We start from the raw sequence: 17,976 nt of genomic DNA, 5'->3' as shown, positions 1-17,976 counted from the left end.
TCCACAGGCTGTGTGGAAGGGCTGTGGACACCGGAAGGGGTCATTCCAAAAGTCGCGCCGGGGCTCACGAATTCCCCGTTCAAACCCTCTTCAGGTGCTCGTTCGGGTGGTAATTCACCCCTTCGAAGAGTTGATCATCGGAATTGGGGTGACGCGAGGAGTGTCGGGCGACCTGTCGACCTGTGGATGCATCCGGGTCGAGTGGGGTGATATGTCGACCATGTCGCAAAGGGGTGTCGACTTGTCCCCAGGCCGCGAGTCGGACCTGTGGATAACTTTATGGAAGATGAAAAGCGGTAGATAGCTCCGCTGGTTCCGGCACGTCAGGGCCAGGCCGTCACCACCGGGCGCCGGCCTTCTCAGTACGCGGGCCCGAGGATCCCCGGGCCGGGCGCGCGTCAGCCCCGGCCGTCCAGATTGCGGGCCAGCCAGTCGGAGGCCTCCGTGAACTCCGTGTCCGATGTCCCCGCCCGCAGCGGCCGTACGTCCTGCGGTGTCACCCCGGCCCGGGGGTACGAACCGAGGAACCGAACCTTCGGGCAGATCCGCTTGAGTCCCATCAACGCCTCGCCGACCCGGCGGTCCGCGATGTGCCCCTCGGCGTCCACGGCGAAGCAGTAGTTTCCGATGCCTTCCCCCGTCGGCCTCGACTGGATCAGCATCAGGTTCACCCCGCGCACCATGAACTCCTGGAGCAGTTCGAGCAGTGCACCGGGGTGGTCGTCGCCCAGCCAGATGACCACCGACGTCTTGTCCGCACCGGTCGGCGCCGCCGGCCGGGCGGGGCGGCCCACCAGGACGAACCGGGTCTGCGCGTTCGCCGCGTCGTGGATCTCGGTCACCAGCGGTTCGAGGCCGTAGGTCGCCGCCGCGAACTCACCGGCGAAGGCGGCGTCGTATCGCCCCTCCTGCACCAGCCGGGCACCGTCGGCGTTGGAGGCAGCCGACTCCCACACCGCATCGGGCAGATGCGCGGCCATCCAGTTGCGCACCTGCGGCTGCGCGGCCGGATGAGCGGTGACCGACTTGATGTCGGACAGCTTTGTACCGGGCCGCACCAGCAGGGCGAAGGTGATGGAGAGCAGCACCTCGCGGTAGATCATCAGCGGTTCGCCGGTGGTCAGCTCGTCGAGGGTCGCGGTGATTCCGCCCTCGACGGAGTTCTCGATCGGCACGAGCGCCGCCGCGGCGGCCCCGCTGCGCACCGCGTCCAGAGCCACCGGCACGGAGACCATCGGGACGAGTTCACGGGTGGCGGCTTCCGGGAGCGTGCGGAGGGCAACCTCGGTGAAGGTGCCTTCAGGGCCGAGATATGCGTAGCGCGTGGCGGACATACCGTCACCCTAATGCGCGCCGGTCCCTCAGGACTCCAGCAGCCGCTGCCCGACGTACTCGCCCTCCGCCGCGCCGCCCGGTACCGCGAACAGGCCGCTGGCCTCGTGCCGGATGAACGGCGACAGGGCGTCGCCGCGGTCCAGCTTCCGCTGCACCGGAACGAACCCCCGCAGCGGATCCGCCTGCCAGCAGATGAACAGCAGCCCGGCATCCGCGGTGCCGTCCGTTGCGATGCCGTCGTGGTACGAGAAGGGGCGTCGCAGCATGGCCGCGCCGCTGTTCTTCTCGGGGGAGGAGATCCGGGCATGGGCGTTGTCCGGGATGACGAGCTTGCCGTCGGGGCCCGCCTTGTCGAGGTCCATCGCGGTGGTCTCGGTGCCACCGCTCAGTGGAGCGCCGTCCTTCTTGCGACGCCCTATGACCTGTTCCTGCCGCTGCACCGAGAGCTTCTCCCAGTCGTCGAGCAGCATCCTGATCCGGCGTACGACCGCGTAGGAGCCGCCTGCCAGCCAGTCGTACCGTGCGTCCGTTCCAACCGGGACGAAGACCCGCTGGTCGAAGTCGCTGTCGGTCGGCTTCGGGTTACCGGTGCCGTCGACCTGCCCCATCAGATTGCGGGCGGTCATCGGCTGCGCGGTGGCGCCGGGGCTGCGGTTGAAGCCGTTCATCTGCCAGCGGACCCTGGCGGCCGGGGCGGCCTCCTTCTGGAGGGAACGCAGGGCGTGGAAGGCGACGAGTGCGTCGTCGGCACCGATCTGTACCCAGAGGTCACCGTCGGAGCGCTTGGCGTCGAGGTGGTCGGAGGAGAACGGCGGCAGCGGGTCCAGTCCCGGCGGCCGGTGGGCGACCAGGTCCGTACGTTCGAAGAAGGTGCGGCCGAAGCCGAAGGTGACGGTCAGCGAGGACGGTCCGGCGTCCAGCGCGATCCCGGTGTCATGGGCCCCGCCGCCGTCGGCGGGTTCGCCCGCCATCAGCAGCCGTGCCACGTCCGACCAGCGGCGCATCAGGGCAGCCGCGTCCTTCCGCCCTGCCCCGGGAACCAGATCGAAGGCGACGAGATGGCCGCGGGCCTGAAGCGGAGTGGTGATCCCCGGTTGATGTTTCCCGTGAAACATCAACCGGGTGGAGCCGACCGTGGTCAGAGCGGCCGGTTCCTCGGGCCGGGTCGCTGCGAAACCGGTCGCGCCGCCGGTCGCGCCCAGCACCAGCCCCGTCGCACCGGCGGCACCCGCGCTGCCGAGCAGCCGCCGCCGGGAGATGGTGCCGCCGTGCCGGGCTCCGTCGTCCGCACTGCCCGTGGAGGCATTCCTGCCGCCCGTGGGGGCGTTCCCACCGGTCGTGGGGGTCTTTCCGCTGTCGGCGGAGGTCTTCCTGCTGCTTTTTCTGTTCACGATCCCGCTCAGCCGATCTTCACGTTCTTGTCGACGGTCGTCTGATCGATGTCCGACGTACGCACCGTCACCGCGACCTTCCAGGTGCCCGCCATCGGGATCCGGACGTTGCTCGCCGCCCAGTGGCCCTCGGCGAGCCGGGCAGGGGTGAGGGGAAGCGGGCCGATGTCCTTGGCCTTCAGCGTGAAGGCGAGCTTCAGCTCGGGGACGTCCATGGCCTTGCCGTCGGTGTTCTCGATCCAGAGGTGCAGGGCGTTGGTCCCGGTACGGCCGGGGTCGATGTCCATCCGTACCGTTCCCTTGCCGTTCCTGCCGCCCGTGTCGAAGGGCAGAGCCAGTTCGACCGGGCCCGAGACCGCGGAGGCGGGCGCCGCCGCAGAGGCGCGGGCCGTTTCCTCCTCGGTACGGGCCGGCTCGGTCGAGGTCAGGACCGTCGCCACGGCCAGCAGCACCACGGCGACCCCCACCTCGGCGAGCACCGAACGGCGGAGCCCGGACCGGTCGGGGTCCGCGTCGCGGATGCGCTTCTTCTCGGCGGCAGCCGTGGCGGCCTTCTGCCGCTCGAGCTGGGCCGCCCGTATCGTGTCCTCGGCCCCGGCCTTCGGCGCGTCGCCCGTGGCCGGGGACTCCGCGGTCCCCTCCCCGGCCTCCGGTGCGTCGCCTGTGGTCCGGGACTCCGCGGTCCCCTCCACGGTCTGCTCGGGCCCGGTGCCGACCACGATCCCGTCCTCCGCCGGGTCCTGCGATGCGTCGGACCCGCCCCCGGTGACCAGTCGCGTGGTCCAGCGGCGCGAGATCCAGGCGATCCCGACCAGGACGGCGACCAGCCCCGCTTTCACGAGCAGCAGTTGCCCGTACCGGGTACCGGTGAGCGCGGACCAGGTGCCGACCTGGCGCCAGGACTGGAAGATTCCGGTGGCGGTGAGCACGAGCACGCTGCCGAACGCGACGCGGGAGAAGCGCCGCACGGCCCCGGCCTCGATGTCCGGTGTCCGGAACAGCGCGACCAGCAGCGCCACCAGCCCGCCCAGCCAGGCCGCGACGGCCAGCAGGTGGAGCACGTCGACGGGCATGGCGATGCCCGGCCGGATCCCGGTCGAGGCGTGTTCGGCGAGCGCCCAGGTACCGGCGATCCCGGCGGCGACCACCGTGCCGCCGACGGCCAGTCCGAAGGTGAGGTCCTTCTTCTCGCGCCCGTCCTCGCGCTTCGCGTAGGCCCCGAACAGCACGGCGACGAAGAGCGCGGAGGCGCCGAGCAGCAGCAGCCGGGAGACGAGCGCCGCCCCGGGCTTGGTGTCGAGCACGGCCTGCAGACCGTCCAGATCGAGGGCGTCCGCGAGCTTCCCGGAGCCGGTGTACGGATGGCGCAGGAGCAGCATGACCAGCGTGGCCGCGGTGAGGGTCATCCAGCCGCGTACCACCAGCCGTTGCAACGGAGGCGCGCCCGCCCCCCGCTGCCAGCAGGCCAGCACGAAGGCGGAGCCACCGGCCATCAGGACGAAACCGGCGTACGCGGCGTACCGCGCGATGCCGTAGAGGATGCCGACGAGCCCGCCACCGGCCTCCTCGGTGGGCAGGACGACGCTGGTCGCCGAGGGCGCACCGATGGAGAAGGTGAAGGCGCCCGAGACGGGGTGGCTGTCGGCGGAGACGGCATGCCAGGCGACGGTGTACGTGCCGTCGGGCAGTCCGCTGTGCAGAGCGACGCCGTACCGCACGGTGGATCCGCTGCGCAGATCACGGGGTGCGGCGGCGGTGTCGGCGCGTTTGCCGTCCGGGTCCAGGACCCTGATGGAGTCGTCGCCCATGGCGACCTGCTCGGAGAAGGTGAGCGTGACCTCCTGGGGGGCGGTGGCGACCACCGCCCCGTCCTGCGGATCGCTCCCGGTGAGCGCGGCATGTGCGGACGCGGATCCCGCGCCGCCGAGCAGCAGGCCGGACACCATGACCACCAGGGTGGCGAGGAGCGCGGCCGCGGCGAACGGCCGGCGTGGCGCGGGGGCGGACGGGGACGGTCCGAAGTGCGGGGCGGTGGCTGTCATGGCGAGTCAGTCCCTCACTGCTTCTTCGGGTTGTGGGTGGTCTCCTTCACGGGAAGGTCGATCCTTATCGGGTCGGCCTTCTCGAAGTGCAGCTCCACGGACACCTTCTCGCCCTGCTTGGGCTGCTGCTTGAGCTTGGCGAACATGATGTGGTTCCCGCCGCGTTCCAGATCGAGCTCGCCGCCGGCGGGCACCTCGAACGACGTCACCCTGCGCATCGTCCCGTTCTTCGTCTCGTGGACCGTGACGTCGTCCGAGAGCGGGCTGGTGACCGAGGTGAGCCGGTCGGACGCGCTCCCGCTGTTCCTGACGACGAGGAATCCCGCCGCCATGTCGCTGACGGGCTGCGGCATGAAAGCGCCGGTCACCTTCAATACGGGCCCGCTGTCCGAGGACGAGCACCCCGCCAGCGTCAGTCCGGTGGTGAGGACGACGGCGCCGACGAGGGTGGTGCGGGGGTTCACGGAGTCTCCCCCTTGACGATCTTGGGCAGGTCCTTGGTGTAGTCGTCGGGCGAGGTGTCCTCGCTGTACACCAGGTACCCCTTGTCGGTCTTCGGGGAGAACGCGATGACCTGGGAGCCGTGCATCGAGACGACCGTGCCGTCCTTCTCCTTCTTCGGGGCGTCGATGCCGATGCCGATCTGGCGTGCACCGGCCTGGATGGTCGCGAAGTCGCCCGTGAGGCCGATGAAGGAGGCGTCCTGGGACTTGAGCCAGCTGCCGAGCGAGGACGGGGTGTCCCGCTCGGGGTCGGTGGTCACGAAGACGACCCGGAGCTGGTCCTGGTCGGCCTTGGGGAGGGACTTCTTGGCGATGGCGATGTTGCTCATGATGAGCGGGCAGACGTCGGGGCAGTTGGTGTAGCCGAAGTAGATGAGCGTCGGCTTGCCCTTGGTCTGCTCACGGAGGTCGTACTTCTTGCCGTGGGTGTCGGTCAGGACGAGGTCGGGCTTGGTGAACGGCTGGTCGAGTACGGTCGCGGCCTTGGTGTCGGCCTGGACAGACACATCGGCGACGGGCTTCTCGGCTGCGTCGTCACTGGTGCCGCAGGCGGACAGGGTGAGCGCGGCCGCGGCGGCGAACGCCGCGGCCAGCACCGATTTCTTGTGCATGGAGTACTGGTTCCTGGTGGGTCGGTGGGGCCGGTGGGTCGGTGGAACGGGCGGTCAGGAGGTGCGGCGACGGCCGGCGAGGACGCCGAAGGCCACCCCCGCGGCGCCGATGAGGATGCCGATGACACCGAGGACACGGGCCGTGGTGTCGCTGGAGGACGGGTCCGACGCGGCTGCCGTCTGCGTGTCCGCGGTCTTCGCGGCGGTGTCGGCGGTCGCCCCGTGCTCATCGGTGGTCGCCGCGGTGAGCTTGAGGACCGGTGCGGGGGTCTCGGGCTCGTCGGCACCGTCCTTCTGCTCCTCGATCCAGCGGACGACCTCCTTGGTGTCGTACGTCTGGATCGCCTTGAACACCAGCTGGTCGGTGTCCTCGGGCAGTTGGCCGATGGAGAGCGGGAACTGCTGGAAGGTGCCCGGGCCGATGCCGCGGCCGTCCTTGTCGCCCGTGGCGGTCCAGGTGACCTTCGAGACGGCCTCGTCGATCTTCTCGCCGTGCAGCTCGAGCGGCTTGGCCAGCTTGCTCCTGGTCACCTCGATGTCCCAGCCGGGCACGGCCTGCGGCATGACGGAGGCCAGCGGGTGGTCGGCCGGGAAGCTGACCTCGACCTTGGTGGTCGAGGCGTTGTCGCGTTCGTTGGGCACCTTGACGGTGACGGTGGCATAGCCGCCCTTGGCGGCCTCGCCCTGCGGCTGCACACTGACGTGCGCGAAGGAGGGGCCGGCGAGAAGCAGCACGGTGGACGCGGTGACGCCGCCGACGAGGGCGATACGGGAAACGTTCAGCACAGGGATCACTCCACAGAAGCACGAAGGAAGGCGTGCCCGGGGCGCGGGTGCGCCAGGGCATCGCGACACCGCTGCCCCACGTGCGTCGGCGTACGTATGCCGGACCGCACGGATCAGTCCGGTCCGTGCGTCGAGTGGAGGGTGTCGCGTCAGGCTGTGAGCGCGTATGCGGGAGGTGGCCCGCGCCTGATCACCAGGTGCTGCAACGGGTCCCCGGTGGCGGGCACCGGTGCGTCCGCAGCGGTACGGGCCGTGCGCGGTCCGGTCGCGGGGCCTTCGAGCCCGGCCCGCAGCGCGTTCACCAGCGCGAGCGCGGCGCGCAGCGCACGCAGCCGGGCTCCGGCCGCGATCTGCTGGGCGCCCTGCGCGGAGAGCCGGGCCAGCCGGAACAGCGCGATCTCGCCGCGACGCAGCAGCCAACCGGTGACCACGGCGGCCAGCAGGTGGCCGAGCACCATCGGCAGACCGGGCAGCATCGGCAGACCGGCCGCGCCGGGGACGGAGGCCATGTGGCCGCCGGCCACCACCGACGCCGGGTCGATGCCCGCGGTGGTGATGATGCGGTGTGCGTCGGAAGCGTTCAACTGGGCGGGGCCCGCACCGCACACGAGGCTCGCCGCGAACCGGACCAGTGCGTCATCGCCTGCCGAGGTGTCCGCCGAGGCGGTGTGGGCACCCACGCCGAAGAGCGTGTGCAGGGCGATCTGTCCGCCGGCCAGGGCGGCGGTGATGGATGGCATCGAGCGCTCGCGACCGGCGAGCGGTGCCGTCACCGCGAAGACTGTCAGGAACCCGGCGAGCAGGGCCCACCAGGGGACGGCCGTGCTGGAGGCCAGGGAATGACCTGCCGCGGACAGCGCGACACAGACCGCGGTGAACACCGCGGTCCTCAGAAGCCGCAGACCGGCTCCGGCGCGTGCGACAGGCATAGACATGGCGGGGCCATCATCGCACCGAGCCCGGGACCTTGGTGCGGCAGGTCCGGAAGGTCACCTTCCGCCCGATTGGTTGCCTCCCGGGGCGGCTGGGGCAGGGCGGGAACGCGGGACAGGAACACCAGGTGGGAACGGTAATCGGTCCGGCATACATGGGTGCACGGAGTGCTGGTATCCGCCGAATGAGCGGTCTCACATCCGGTCTGCGCTTACGAACGGCCCTGTGCGGCAATACGTAGCGGTATGTCGAGCCGCAGCCAGGAGGCTGGAGCATGAGCATCTGGTGGTCCCTCGATCTGCGGCGCGAGGCTGCGAGTGTTCCGCTCGCCCGTCGTTTCCTGCTGGGCGCCATGGAGACCGCGGGGGTCGATCCGGACATCTCCTTCGACCTGTCGATCGCGCTCACCGAGGCCTGCGCCAACGCCGTCGAGCACGGCGGCGAACAGCGGGCCCGGGGTGAACAGGGGGCCGGTCAGGATCCGTGGGACGCCCGGGGCGAACCCTCGGGCGCGGCGTGCGGGCAGTACCGGGTCACCGCTTATCTGGACGGCGAGACGTGCCGGATCGAAGTGACCGACTCGGGGCCCGGTTTTCCCGCCCGGCGCATCCCGCGCAGGTCCGCGCACCAGCCCGACCCGCTGCCGTATCCGTCGCTCGGCGCGGAGAACGGCCGCGGGCTCTGTCTGATCGAGGAGCTCGCCGATCACGTCCACTTCGGCAATCGCCCAGGCCACGGCGCCGTCGTGAGTTTCGACAAGGTCCTGAAATGGCGCAAGGGCGCCCTGCTCATGGTGTCCTGAGCGGGGCGCCCTTCGACGTGGGGCGGGTCCGTCGCCGAACCTGCCGGACCGTGCGGATCAGCCCGTGAGACGGGCCATCCACGCCTCGATCTCGTCGGCCTGGCGCGGCAGCTTGTCGGAGAGGTTCCGGTTGCCGTCCTCGGTGACGAGGATGTCGTCCTCGATCCGGACGCCGATGCCCCGGTACTCCTCGGGGACGGTCAGGTCGTCGGCCTGGAAGTACAGACCGGGCTCGACCGTGAGGCAGACGCCGGGCTCCAGCGTTCCGTTGACGTACGTCTCGGTGCGCGCCACGGCGCAGTCGTGGACGTCCATGCCGAGCATGTGGCCGGTGCCGTGCAGCGTCCAGCGGCGCTGGAGGCCGAGCTCCAGGACCTTGTCCACGGACAGGTCGCCCAGCAGACCCCACTCGACGAGCTTCTCGGCGAGCACGCGCTGTGCGGCGTCGTGGAAGTCGCGGTAGTCGGCACCGGGCTTGACGGCCGCGATGCCCGCCTCCTGCGCCTCGTAGACCGCGTCGTAGATCTTCCGCTGCAGCGGCGTGAACGTGCCGTTGATGGGAAGGGTGCGGGTCACGTCGGCGGTGTAGAGGTCGTTGGTCTCCACACCGGCGTCGAGCAGCAGCAGCTCGCCGGAGCGCACCGCGCCGTCGTTGCGCACCCAGTGCAGGGTGGTGGCGTGCGGGCCGGCCGCGCAGATCGAGCCGTAGCCGATGTCGTTGCCCTCGACGCGGGCGCGCAGGAAGAAGGTGCCCTCGATGTAGCGCTCGCTCGTCGCCTCGGCCTTGTCGAGGACCTTGACGACGTCCTCGAAGCCGCGTGCGGTGGCGTCGCAGGCCTTCTGCAGTTCGGCGATCTCGAAGGCGTCCTTGACCAGCCGGGCCTCGGAGAGGAAGACGCGCAGTTCCTCGTCGCGCTCCGCGGTGACCTTGTCGGTCAGCGCGGCCTCGATGCCGGCATCGTGGCCGCGGACGTTACGGACCGGTCCGGTGGCCTCGGTCAGCGCGGCCGGGAGTTCGCGCACGTCCTTCGCGGGGATGCCCAGCACCTGCTCGGCCTCGGCGAGGGAGTGACGGCGGCCGACCCACAGCTCGCCCTGGCCGTCGAGCCAGAACTCGCCGTTCTCGCGGTTGGAGCGCGGCAGCAGGTGGATGGTCGCCTCGTGCCCGTCCTCGGTCGGTTCCAGGACGAGGACGCCGTCCTGGGTCTGGTCACCGGTGAGGTACGCGTACTCGGTGGAGGCGCGGAAGGCGTAGTCGGTGTCATTGGAGCGGGTCTTCAGGTTGCCCGCGGGGATGACCAGACGCTCACCGGGGAACCGTGCGGAGAGCGCGGCGCGGCGGGCGGCGGTGTGCTCGGCCTGGGCGATGGGTTCGAGGCCGTGCAGCTCCGTATCGGCCCAACCGGACTTCATGTTCGCGGCGAGTTCATCGGAGACGCCCGGGTACAGGCCGTTCTTCCGCTGTTCGACCGTCTCTTCTTCGGCCTCCGGGTTGTCCGGGGCGAGCTCCTCAGCCACGACTTGTCTCTCCTTGGTACGACACTGGACGCCCCCCATCGTACGGGCGTGCGGAAGGGGCGCAGAGGAGAAAGACCTGTTACATGGCCCGGCGGCCGGAGTTGCCTGGCCGGGCCCCCGGGCCGGGCGGTCCGGCTCAGTCGAAGCGTGCGGCCAGAACGCTCAGCTCCTGGGTGCGCTCACCCGGGTCGGAGCTGTCCGCGAGCACGGTCCGCAGTACGTGGTCGGCAATGGACCCGGCGTCGTCCCGGAGTGCCTTGGGGACGCCGGCCGCCGCCGAGTGAAGCCGCGCGAAGGCCCGGTCCGTCGAGTCGCCGGTCCGCCGCAGCAGGCCGTCGGTGTAGAATAGCACGGTTTCGCCGGGTGCGAGGGTGATCTCCACGCTCGGCGCCTCCCAGCAGGCGAGCATGCCCAACGGGGCGGAGAGCGAGGTCTCGACGAACTCGGTGCGCCGGTCACCGATCACCAGCGGCGGGTTGTGGCCGGCGCCGGCCAGCAGGATCTTGCGGTGGGCGGGTTCGCAGTAGGCGAACAGGGCGGTCGCGGAACGGGCGGGTTCGGTCAGCCGCAGCAGCAGTTCCAGGTCCGAGAGCACGGCGACCGGGTCCTCGCCCTCCATCACCGCGTACGCCCGCAGGCCGGCACGCAGCCGGCCCATGGCGGCCAGGGCGCTCGGCCCGGAGCCGTTCACCGAACCCACGGCGAGGCCGAGCGCGCCTTCCGGCAGGTCCAGCGCGTCGTACCAGTTGCCGCCGCCCCGCGGTGTCGTGCGATGGCGTGCGGCGAGCTGTACGCCGGTGACCCGGGGCAGTCGGCTGGGCAGCAGCTCCTCCGTGAGGGTGGCGGTGTCGGCCCTGGCCCGCTCCAGCTCCAGCAGCCGGGCCAGATGCTCGCCGGCGTACCCGGCGTACAGGCCGACGAGATGGCGCCGCTGTTCCCGGGGTTCGGTGGGTTCGTCGTACAGCCAGACGGCCGCGCCGAGCCGGCCGGTCGACTGCGCGGTGAGCGGCAGGGCATAGCTGGCGGCGTATCCGAGCCGGGCAGCGACCTCGCGGCGGCGGGGGTCCAGGCTGGTGTCGCCGAGCAGATCGGGGGTGGTCTGTGCTCCTTCGGCGCCCGGGAGCCCTTCCAGGATCCGGCCGCAGGAGGTGACGCTGCGCGGCACCGTCTCGATGTGCCCGAGTTCGGCATGGGCCAGTCCGAGGCCGACGGTGCTCACGGGGCCGCGGCGGTCGGAGGGTTCGAAGACGACCAGACCGCGTCGCGCACCGACGAGGGTGGCTCCGGCGTCCAGCAGTTCGTGCAGCGCGTCGTCGAGCGTGCTGGTCCTGGCCAGGCGCTCGGTGAGCTCGTGCAGCGTGGTGAGGTCGGACACCCAGCCGGCCAGCCGGTCCTGGACGAGCGTTCCGGGTGCGGTCGGCGCCTCGGACCGAGATCCGGCAGGAGTGTGTGCTGAAACGGGGACCATGGGATTGATTCCAGCCACTTTCGGCAGGTGCGGGGCGCTCATGGCAGTCGACTTTCCCACCCGTGTGATTCGACGAATGGCATCGCAAACCCCCATGTCATTCTGCGCTGCTATCAGTGCATCCACATGCACACGTGGCATCCACATGTACACGTACAAGTAAGGCGATGTCCAGCATTGCCCCCGTGGGTTCTGTGATGTCCAAGTGACTCAAAAATTGGCCAAAAATCGCAGCCTATGGCGGCTATTTGCGGTCGACTGGGCGGGCTCGACGAGGGAGTGTTCTCGGGGGTGAAGTCCCGGGGGAGCGTCATTTCGGGCACGCTGGGTACGTAGTCGATGACGGCCAGGGGCAGTTCCGATCGCCCCGGAACCCGGCAGTGGGCCCTGGGCGTCCTCATCTGTGACGGCCACGCCTCCACCCCCCCGAGTGGCGGGGATTGCACCATGTGGGACGGCGGGCGCGACGTGTGCTGTTCCTCGCCACGTTCGTGTCCGGACCTCGTCTCGGCCCCGCTCGACCCGGCTCAGCGCATGCTCGGTAGCGACGATCCGCCCGTACCGCAGATTTGAAGAGCATGTACGCACGGTGAAGTTGTGAACGCGCGTGGTGATACGCGCGTGGTGTGATGTGGACCTTCGGCGTTCAACGGAAAGGAACGAGCGCTCATGCGCGAGATCCTCGGTAGGCGACGCAGGCTCCGGCTCCGGCGCAGGGCGAGGCCCGCCCCACTGGACGCGGTCCTGACCTGTGCCACCGCATGGCAGTGGCCCGTGCTCCCCGGTGTGGGACTCGAGGCGGCCGGTGGTCGTGGTGGCCGTGGTCGTGGCTGTGCCTGCCCTGATCCCGAGTGCGCCGTACCCGGCGCACACCCCTTCGATCCCGGTCTCCTCGCGGCGACCACCGACGAGCGCATGGTGCGCTGGTGGTGGACCAATCGCCCCACCGCCCCGATCGTGCTGGCCACGGGTGGTCGCGCCCCGTGCGCGCTGAGCCTGCCGGCCGTGGCGGCCGCACGCGCCTTGGCCGAGCTGGACCGGATGGGAACGCGGCTCGGCCCCGTGGTGGCGACGCCGACCCGGTGGTCGCTCCTGGTCGCTCCGTACAGCCTCGAACGGCTCGGGGAGTTGCTGCACGCCAAGGACCGGGTGCCCAGTTCACTGCGTTTCCACAGCGGAGGCGGCTATCTCGTCCTTCCGCCGTCCGGAGTGGGAGCGGGCCAGGTGCGCTGGGAGCGGGCTCCCGCTCCGGGCCCCCGGCCGGGCTCGGGCGGCAAGCGGGGTGCCGTCGGATCCGCGGAGCCGTGGCTGCCGGATGTGGGAGCGGTGCTCGACGCGCTGGTCGAGGCGAGCGACAGCGCGCCGGACGGCGGAAGCCGGCTCGCGTACTGACGGATGAACAACGAGCAGTCGTGCCGTCCCCGTGGAGGGGGCGGCACGGTCGGTTCACCCATTCGGACGTGAGCCGTCCTGAGTTCCCCGAGTAATGGGGCCCGGGCCACCGGGTGTTCGTATTCCGTCGAGGTATCCGACGTACTGCCAGGAATTCAGGCGAAGCCGACCGTTTCCGCCCGTGCGAAAACGGCTGCCGCGAGGTGTGTCGGCGGAAGGTGATTTCGATGGCTCCGCCGAACCCTCTCGATGTTTGTTCGAAGATTTATTCGAGCAATGTGCTGAAGGGTTATTCGTCAAGGAGTTCCGACTCCGGGCCCCTGACCGGATCGATCCGGGTGCTTCGGCGGGAGCGGAAGGGGGCGAGGCTGTCGACGGGCGATCTGCTGTCAACCCCGGCTCCGTCGTGCCGGGTTGGGCGCGGTGGGGCGGTCGCCGGGCTCCGGCCTGAGGTGAGTGGGCTCCACCGGCGGGGAGGGGATCGTGCGCGGGCGCGTACGCCGCCTCGCGCGCTGTACGCCGGGCCCGGAAATGAGGATGCCCGATCGCTGGCGACGGGGGATGCACCAGCGACCGGGCTTCCAGAACGGTAACAAGAGATCTGTCGTTCGCAAATTCGATCTCTTGTTTGAGGATGATGATTTACCTGCGCGTACCGTACGTTGTGACGCTTATCACCTTACGGACCGCGTTCTCGCCCCTGTCAGCTGAGCGTCACCTGGCGGTTGGTGAGCCCGCCGCGGGCCCGGCGTTCCTCGGCGGAGAGCGGTGCGTCCGAGGCGAGTGCCGCGGTCAGCCGCTCCACGAATTCGGCCGCGGGCTTCTCGCAGTCCTCGGCCCCCATGGTGCTGGGCAGGTCCCAGACCGGGACCATCAGCCCGTGCGCCCGGAACGAGCCGACCAGCCGAGTCCCCTCGCCCAGCGAGGAGGTGCCGGCGGCGTGCAGCCGGGCGAGTGCGTCGAGAAGCTGCTCCTCCGGGTGCGGCATGACCCAGCGCAGGTGGTTCTTCTCCGGGGTCTCGCACCAGTACGCGGCGTCCACGCCGACGAGCCGGGTGGTGGGGATCGCCGCCTCGTTCGCGCGCGCCAGGGACGCGGACACCTCAGGTGCGGCGTTCTCCGCGTCCGGAACCCAGAACTCGAAGCCCGAGTGGATGGCGGGCTCGAACGCGCCGTCGGGGGCGAGCAGGTCCTGCAGCCGCGGCCCGTCGGCCGGTGCGCGCTCGCCGGCCACCGGAGCACCGGGCTCGGCGTCCAGGGCCCGCCGGAGCGTGGCCGCCAGATCACGGCTGAGGTCACCGGAGGGGGTGTCGTTCTGCAGGGCGAGCAGCACCGAGCCGTCGTCGCGACGGAGCGCCGGCCACGCCATCGGCAGGACGGTCGCGAGGGTCACCGAGGGCACGCCCTCGGGCAGTCCGTCCTTCAGCGTCAGCGCGACCGTGGCCGCGGGCACCAACTCACGCAGGGCGACCCAGTCGCACTCGCCCGTCAGGCCCTCGAAGGGGCGGTGGACGAGCTCGGTCACCGCATGGGCGGCGGCGCGTCCGTGACACGCCTTGTAGCGGCGGCCCGAACCGCACGGGCAGGGCTCGCGAGCCCCGACCACCGGGATCTCGCCGTCCCTGAGTTGCTGCTTCCCGGCCTTGGTCTGAGGGCGCTTCTTGGCCATGGTGGGCTTTCTCCCGATTGCGACAGTGCGGTCTGGGCCGCGAGCCTAGCGGCCCCTGTCGCGTCCGGGGCGCATCCGCCGACGGTCCGGCGGGGGCGGAACGTCCGCGCGTCCGCCGCCCCCTCGGCCACCTGCGCCGATACGGGCGCGCGGATGGCCGCCACCGTCGGCATCCGGATCCGTGCGGGGACGGTCGGCCCGCTCGTCGAAGGCATCGACGAGGCCCGGCCCGTCGAGTCCCGGCACGGTCGGCAGACCCGGGGGAGCCGGTGCTCCGGAAGCCTGGCCGTGCCCCTCGCTGACGGTGACCCAGACGGTGACCTCGCCGGTCGAGCTGTCGCGTACGCCCCACTCCTCGGCGAGAGCGTCGATGATGTTGAGCCCGCGTCCGCCGCGTGCCGTCACCGAGGGTGTGGCCGGAACCGGTCGGGTCGGACCGCCGCCGTCGGTCACTTCTACGGTCAGTCCGCCCGTTCGGTCCACGTGCCATGCGGCGCGGACGTCGCCGTCACCCACATCTGTGTGCCGCCCCAGCGGCCTGCCGTGCCGACAGGCATTGCTGAGTAGTTCGGAAAGGATCAATACAGCATCGTCGACGACCGAATCCGACACCCCGTGGCTGCGCAGTTGCTCACGCATCCGGTGTCGCGCCTTGCCCACGCCCGCAGGGCCATGGGGTACGGCCATGCTCGACGACGTGGGCACTTCCTGTGCCACCACCAACGCCACCCCCGAGACCTCCTTTGCCCCACGCCACGGAGTGGATGCCCCCCTGGGCTCGACCGGAAACCGGTACTTCGCCTGTCAGTGACGCACTCGTCACGATCGATTGCGATTCGAATGCGCCGGTGCACTCCGTGTAACGGACGTCAAGAGCGTCCCAGTTGTGAAAGAACCTGCTTCGGGCGATTTGTGATGATTGCTTCGACGCCCAGCGCGATACAGAGCTCGACGTCCTCCGGCTCATTGACCGTCCAGACGTGCGCGCGATGACCCGCCCGGTGCAGTCGCTCGATGTAGCCGGGGTGGCTGCGCACGATCCGCATCCCCGGGCCGGCGATCCGGGCGCCGGCCGGAAGTCGGCCGTCCCGCAGGCGTGGCGAGACGAACTGCATCAGGTAGACGGTGGGCAGCGTGGGCGCCGCGATCTGGACCCGGTGCAGGGAGCGCGCCGAGAAGCTCATGATCCGTACCGGTGACGGGCCGTCGGCCGGAGGGGCGTCGAGCTCGAAGTGCCGCAGCAGATCCAGCAGCCGTTCCTCGACCTGGCCCGCCCAGCGGGTGGGGTGCTTGGTCTCGATCGCCAGCTGGATCCGGCGTCCGGCGGCGCGCGTCTCGGCGACCAGTTCGAGCAGCCGCTCCAGTGTGAGTACGGAGGTCAGCTCTCCCGGCACCGGGTCCCAGTCCGGGGACTCCGACTCCTCACGGTCCTTCCAGGAGCCGAAGTCCAGGGCGGCGAGTTCGGAGAGCTCCAGTGTGGAGACAGCGCCGCGGCCGTTGGACGTGCGGTTCACCCGGCGGTCGTGCACGCAGACGAGATGCCCGTCGGCGGTGAGCCGTACATCGCACTCCAGTGCGTCGGCGCCGTCCTCGATGGCCTTCCGGTACGCGGCCAGGGTGTGTTCGGGGGCGTCCTCGGATGCGCCCCGATGGGCGATGACCTGGATGGAATGGGCCGTGGACTGCTGCCGTGCGTGGGTCACCGCTTCATGGTGTCACCGAGCGGCGGCCGGTGCGTCCTGCGTGTGCCGCCGGAGGTCGCGGCGTGCGCCGTGCAACAGGTCGGCTGCCCGCGGCCGCGGGCGTCTTCCGCAGGTAGTCCGTTTCGTCGGATGTAAAGATTGGTGTGCGCATGCACAGGTCGTGTTTACAGTGGCCTGACGTGCCATGGGAAATCCTGTCCCGGGACACGTACACAGCGGATCTCTTGCCGAACATGATGGAACCCGAGGAGTAAACAGCTGTGAGCACAGAGAACGAGGGCAACGAGGGCAACAAGGACGCTGCGGCCGAGGCCGTACCGTCCGTTCCGTCCGCGCCTCCCGTGCCGGCCGATGCTCCGCAGGGTCCGTCCGCGAGCACGCCCGTGTCCGAGCCGGCCGCCCCGGAGCAGCCGCAGGCGCCGGACGCGACCGCCGCGCCGCAGTCTCCGACGGCGCCTCCGTTCCCTCCGACGGGGGAACCGACGGCCGCGACCGCTCCCCTGCCCCCCGTGCCCGGGACGCCTCCTCCCGGGATCCAGTCCGCCGCCGAGGCCAACTGGCCCCCGCCTCCTCCTGCCGTTCCCGCGTACGCGCAGCACGGCGCCGAGGGCGGCGGCGCCGGCCCGGTCTGGGGTGCCCCGGCCGAGCTGAGCTCCCCCGAGAGCCCGCGCAAGCGCGGCATGGGCGGCCTGGTGGCCGCGGTGGCGGCCGCCGCGCTGATCGCCGGTGGTGTCGGCGGTGCCCTCGGCTACTGGGCGGCCGACCGGAACGACAGCTCCAACGGTTCGACGACGGTCGCGGCGTCGACCGACCCGCAGGACCTCAAGCGCGATCCCGGCACGGTCGCGGGCGTCGCCGCCAAGGCGCTGCCGAGCGTGGTCACCATCGAGGCGCAGGGCGGTGACGGAGAGAGCGGGACGGGCACCGGCTTCGTGTACGACAAGGAAGGCCACATCCTCACGAACAACCACGTGGTGGCCTCGGCCGCGGACAGCGGTCAGCTCACGGCGACGTTCTCCAACGGCAAGAAGTACGACGCCGAAGTGGTCGGCCGGGCCCAGGGCTACGACGTCGCCGTGCTGAAGCTGAAGAACCCCCCGTCGGGGCTCACCCCGCTGTCCCTCGGCAACTCGGACCAGGTCGCGGTCGGTGACTCGACCATCGCGATCGGCGCCCCGTTCGGCCTCTCGAACACCGTGACCACGGGCATCATCAGCGCCAAGAACCGCCCGGTCGCCTCCGGTGACGGTTCCGGCGGCAGCAACTCGTACATGAGCGCCCTGCAGACCGACGCGTCGATCAACCCCGGCAACTCCGGCGGCCCGCTGCTCGATTCGCGCGGCGCGGTCATCGGCATCAACTCGGCCATCCAGTCGACCGGCAGCAGTGTCGGCCAGACCCAGGCGGGCTCCATCGGCCTCGGCTTCGCCATCCCGATCAACCAGGCGACGAACGTTGCCCAGCAGCTGATCAAGACCGGTCAGCCGGTCTATCCGGTGATCGGCGCCACGGTCAAGATGGACGAGGAGGGCGGCGGCGCAGTCATCTCCGACCAGGGCACGGGCGGGACGGCGGCCGTGGTGCAGGGCGGCCCCGCGGACAAGGCGGGCCTCAAGGCGGGCGATGTCATCACGAAGTTCAACGACACCATGATCGACAGCGGCCCGACCCTGATCGGTCAGATCTGGACCCACGAGCCCGGGGACCGGGTGACCCTGACCTACAAGCGCGACGGCAAGACGGCGACGGCCGAGGTCACCCTGGGCGAGCGCAAGGGCGACAGCTAGCACGTCGGTCGGTGCAGGGGCTCGGCCGGGGATTCC

Annotated in this window: 14 protein-coding genes and 1 pseudogene; 3 read left to right on the top strand and 12 right to left on the bottom strand. The window is 70.5% G+C overall.

Annotated elements, in window-relative coordinates; genetic code table 11:
• Positions 1–398: 398 nt before the first annotated feature.
• The 7 genes from pheA to AB0L71_RS26640 all read right to left on the bottom strand — a co-directional run bounded on the left by pheA (position 399) and on the right by AB0L71_RS26640 (position 7,603).
• Complete coding sequence (gene pheA, locus AB0L71_RS26670; RefSeq protein WP_365247564.1) at positions 399–1,334, bottom strand: prephenate dehydratase; 936 nt, start codon at positions 1,332–1,334, stop codon at positions 399–401.
• 27 nt (positions 1,335–1,361) lie between these two features.
• Positions 1,362–2,594 (bottom strand): iron uptake transporter deferrochelatase/peroxidase subunit, encoded by a 1,233-nt coding sequence (gene efeB, locus AB0L71_RS26665; RefSeq protein ID WP_365247641.1) that lies wholly within the window; start codon positions 2,592–2,594, stop codon positions 1,362–1,364.
• A 140-nt stretch (positions 2,595–2,734) separates the two neighbouring features.
• The gene (locus tag AB0L71_RS26660; RefSeq protein ID WP_365247562.1) at positions 2,735–4,768 is read right to left on the bottom strand and encodes a copper resistance protein CopC; all 2,034 of its coding nucleotides are present in this window, start codon (positions 4,766–4,768) and stop codon (positions 2,735–2,737) included.
• A gap of 14 nt (positions 4,769–4,782) precedes the next feature.
• The gene (locus tag AB0L71_RS26655) at positions 4,783–5,232 is read right to left on the bottom strand and encodes a copper chaperone PCu(A)C (RefSeq protein ID WP_365247560.1); all 450 of its coding nucleotides are present in this window, start codon (positions 5,230–5,232) and stop codon (positions 4,783–4,785) included.
• Positions 5,229–5,882: an SCO family protein gene (locus tag AB0L71_RS26650; RefSeq protein ID WP_365247558.1), complete on the bottom strand. Its 654-nt coding sequence runs from the start codon at positions 5,880–5,882 to the stop codon at positions 5,229–5,231. The genes AB0L71_RS26655 and AB0L71_RS26650 overlap by 4 nt, the downstream gene beginning before the upstream one ends.
• Before the next feature lie 54 nt (positions 5,883–5,936).
• Positions 5,937–6,665 (bottom strand): YcnI family protein, encoded by a 729-nt coding sequence (locus tag AB0L71_RS26645; RefSeq protein ID WP_365247639.1) that lies wholly within the window; start codon positions 6,663–6,665, stop codon positions 5,937–5,939.
• Between the two features lie 152 nt (positions 6,666–6,817).
• Entirely contained in the window at positions 6,818–7,603 is a 786-nt protein-coding gene (locus AB0L71_RS26640; RefSeq protein WP_365247556.1) for a hypothetical protein, read from the bottom strand.
• A 272-nt stretch (positions 7,604–7,875) separates the two neighbouring features.
• On the opposite strand from AB0L71_RS26640, the gene AB0L71_RS26635 reads away from it, so the two are divergent.
• Positions 7,876–8,403, top strand: a complete 528-nt coding sequence (locus AB0L71_RS26635) for an ATP-binding protein (RefSeq protein ID WP_365247554.1) — start codon at positions 7,876–7,878, stop codon at positions 8,401–8,403.
• Positions 8,404–8,460: 57 nt separating this feature from the next.
• On the opposite strand, the gene AB0L71_RS26630 is transcribed toward AB0L71_RS26635, so the two are convergent.
• Both AB0L71_RS26630 and AB0L71_RS26625 read right to left on the bottom strand, forming a co-directional pair.
• Positions 8,461–9,921, bottom strand: a complete 1,461-nt coding sequence (locus AB0L71_RS26630; RefSeq protein ID WP_365247553.1) for an aminopeptidase P family protein — start codon at positions 9,919–9,921, stop codon at positions 8,461–8,463.
• A gap of 136 nt (positions 9,922–10,057) precedes the next feature.
• Positions 10,058–11,485, bottom strand: coding sequence for a PP2C family protein-serine/threonine phosphatase (locus AB0L71_RS26625; RefSeq protein WP_365247551.1), 1,428 nt, complete (start codon positions 11,483–11,485; stop codon positions 10,058–10,060).
• A gap of 573 nt (positions 11,486–12,058) precedes the next feature.
• On the opposite strand from AB0L71_RS26625, the gene AB0L71_RS26620 reads away from it, so the two are divergent.
• Positions 12,059–12,781: a bifunctional DNA primase/polymerase gene (locus tag AB0L71_RS26620; RefSeq protein ID WP_365247549.1), complete on the top strand. Its 723-nt coding sequence runs from the start codon at positions 12,059–12,061 to the stop codon at positions 12,779–12,781.
• A 703-nt stretch (positions 12,782–13,484) separates the two neighbouring features.
• On the opposite strand, the gene AB0L71_RS26615 is transcribed toward AB0L71_RS26620, so the two are convergent.
• The 3 genes and pseudogenes from AB0L71_RS26615 to AB0L71_RS26605 form a co-directional block, all read right to left on the bottom strand.
• Positions 13,485–14,450: a DUF5926 family protein gene (locus tag AB0L71_RS26615; protein ID WP_365247547.1), complete on the bottom strand. Its 966-nt coding sequence runs from the start codon at positions 14,448–14,450 to the stop codon at positions 13,485–13,487.
• Between the two features lie 297 nt (positions 14,451–14,747).
• Positions 14,748–15,242, bottom strand: a pseudogene (locus tag AB0L71_RS26610) (ATP-binding protein); the annotation flags it as partial.
• Positions 15,243–15,319: 77 nt separating this feature from the next.
• On the bottom strand, positions 15,320–16,153 hold the full coding sequence (locus AB0L71_RS26605) for a glycerophosphodiester phosphodiesterase (RefSeq protein ID WP_365247545.1): 834 nt from the start codon (positions 16,151–16,153) through the stop codon (positions 15,320–15,322).
• Between the two features lie 260 nt (positions 16,154–16,413).
• Here AB0L71_RS26605 and AB0L71_RS26600 point away from each other — a divergent pair, with 260 nt between their 5' ends.
• On the top strand, positions 16,414–17,940 hold the full coding sequence (locus AB0L71_RS26600; protein WP_365247543.1) for a trypsin-like peptidase domain-containing protein: 1,527 nt from the start codon (positions 16,414–16,416) through the stop codon (positions 17,938–17,940).
• Positions 17,941–17,976: the final 36 nt, after the last annotated feature.

The sequence above is a fragment of the Streptomyces sp. NPDC052052 genome (genome assembly GCF_040680455.1).
Taxonomy (GTDB): domain Bacteria; phylum Actinomycetota; class Actinomycetes; order Streptomycetales; family Streptomycetaceae; genus Streptomyces.
This window is presented reverse-complemented; position numbering and strand designations above follow the sequence as displayed.

What these genes read in the sequence shown, in the direction of transcription:
- pheA (WP_365247564.1), bottom strand. Translation starts at nt 1,334, where the DNA reads ATGTCCGCCACGCGCTACGCATATCTCGGCCCTGAAGGCACCTTCACC.
- AB0L71_RS26660 (WP_365247562.1), bottom strand. Translation starts at nt 4,768, where the DNA reads ATGACAGCCACCGCCCCGCACTTCGGACCGTCCCCGTCCGCCCCCGCG.
- AB0L71_RS26650 (WP_365247558.1), bottom strand. Translation starts at nt 5,882, where the DNA reads ATGCACAAGAAATCGGTGCTGGCCGCGGCGTTCGCCGCCGCGGCCGCG.
- AB0L71_RS26640 (WP_365247556.1), bottom strand. Translation starts at nt 7,603, where the DNA reads ATGTCTATGCCTGTCGCACGCGCCGGAGCCGGTCTGCGGCTTCTGAGG.
- AB0L71_RS26635 (WP_365247554.1), top strand. Translation starts at nt 7,876, where the DNA reads ATGAGCATCTGGTGGTCCCTCGATCTGCGGCGCGAGGCTGCGAGTGTT.
- AB0L71_RS26625 (WP_365247551.1), bottom strand. Translation starts at nt 11,485, where the DNA reads ATGGGGGTTTGCGATGCCATTCGTCGAATCACACGGGTGGGAAAGTCG.
- AB0L71_RS26620 (WP_365247549.1), top strand. Translation starts at nt 12,059, where the DNA reads ATGCGCGAGATCCTCGGTAGGCGACGCAGGCTCCGGCTCCGGCGCAGG.
- AB0L71_RS26615 (WP_365247547.1), bottom strand. Translation starts at nt 14,450, where the DNA reads ATGGCCAAGAAGCGCCCTCAGACCAAGGCCGGGAAGCAGCAACTCAGG.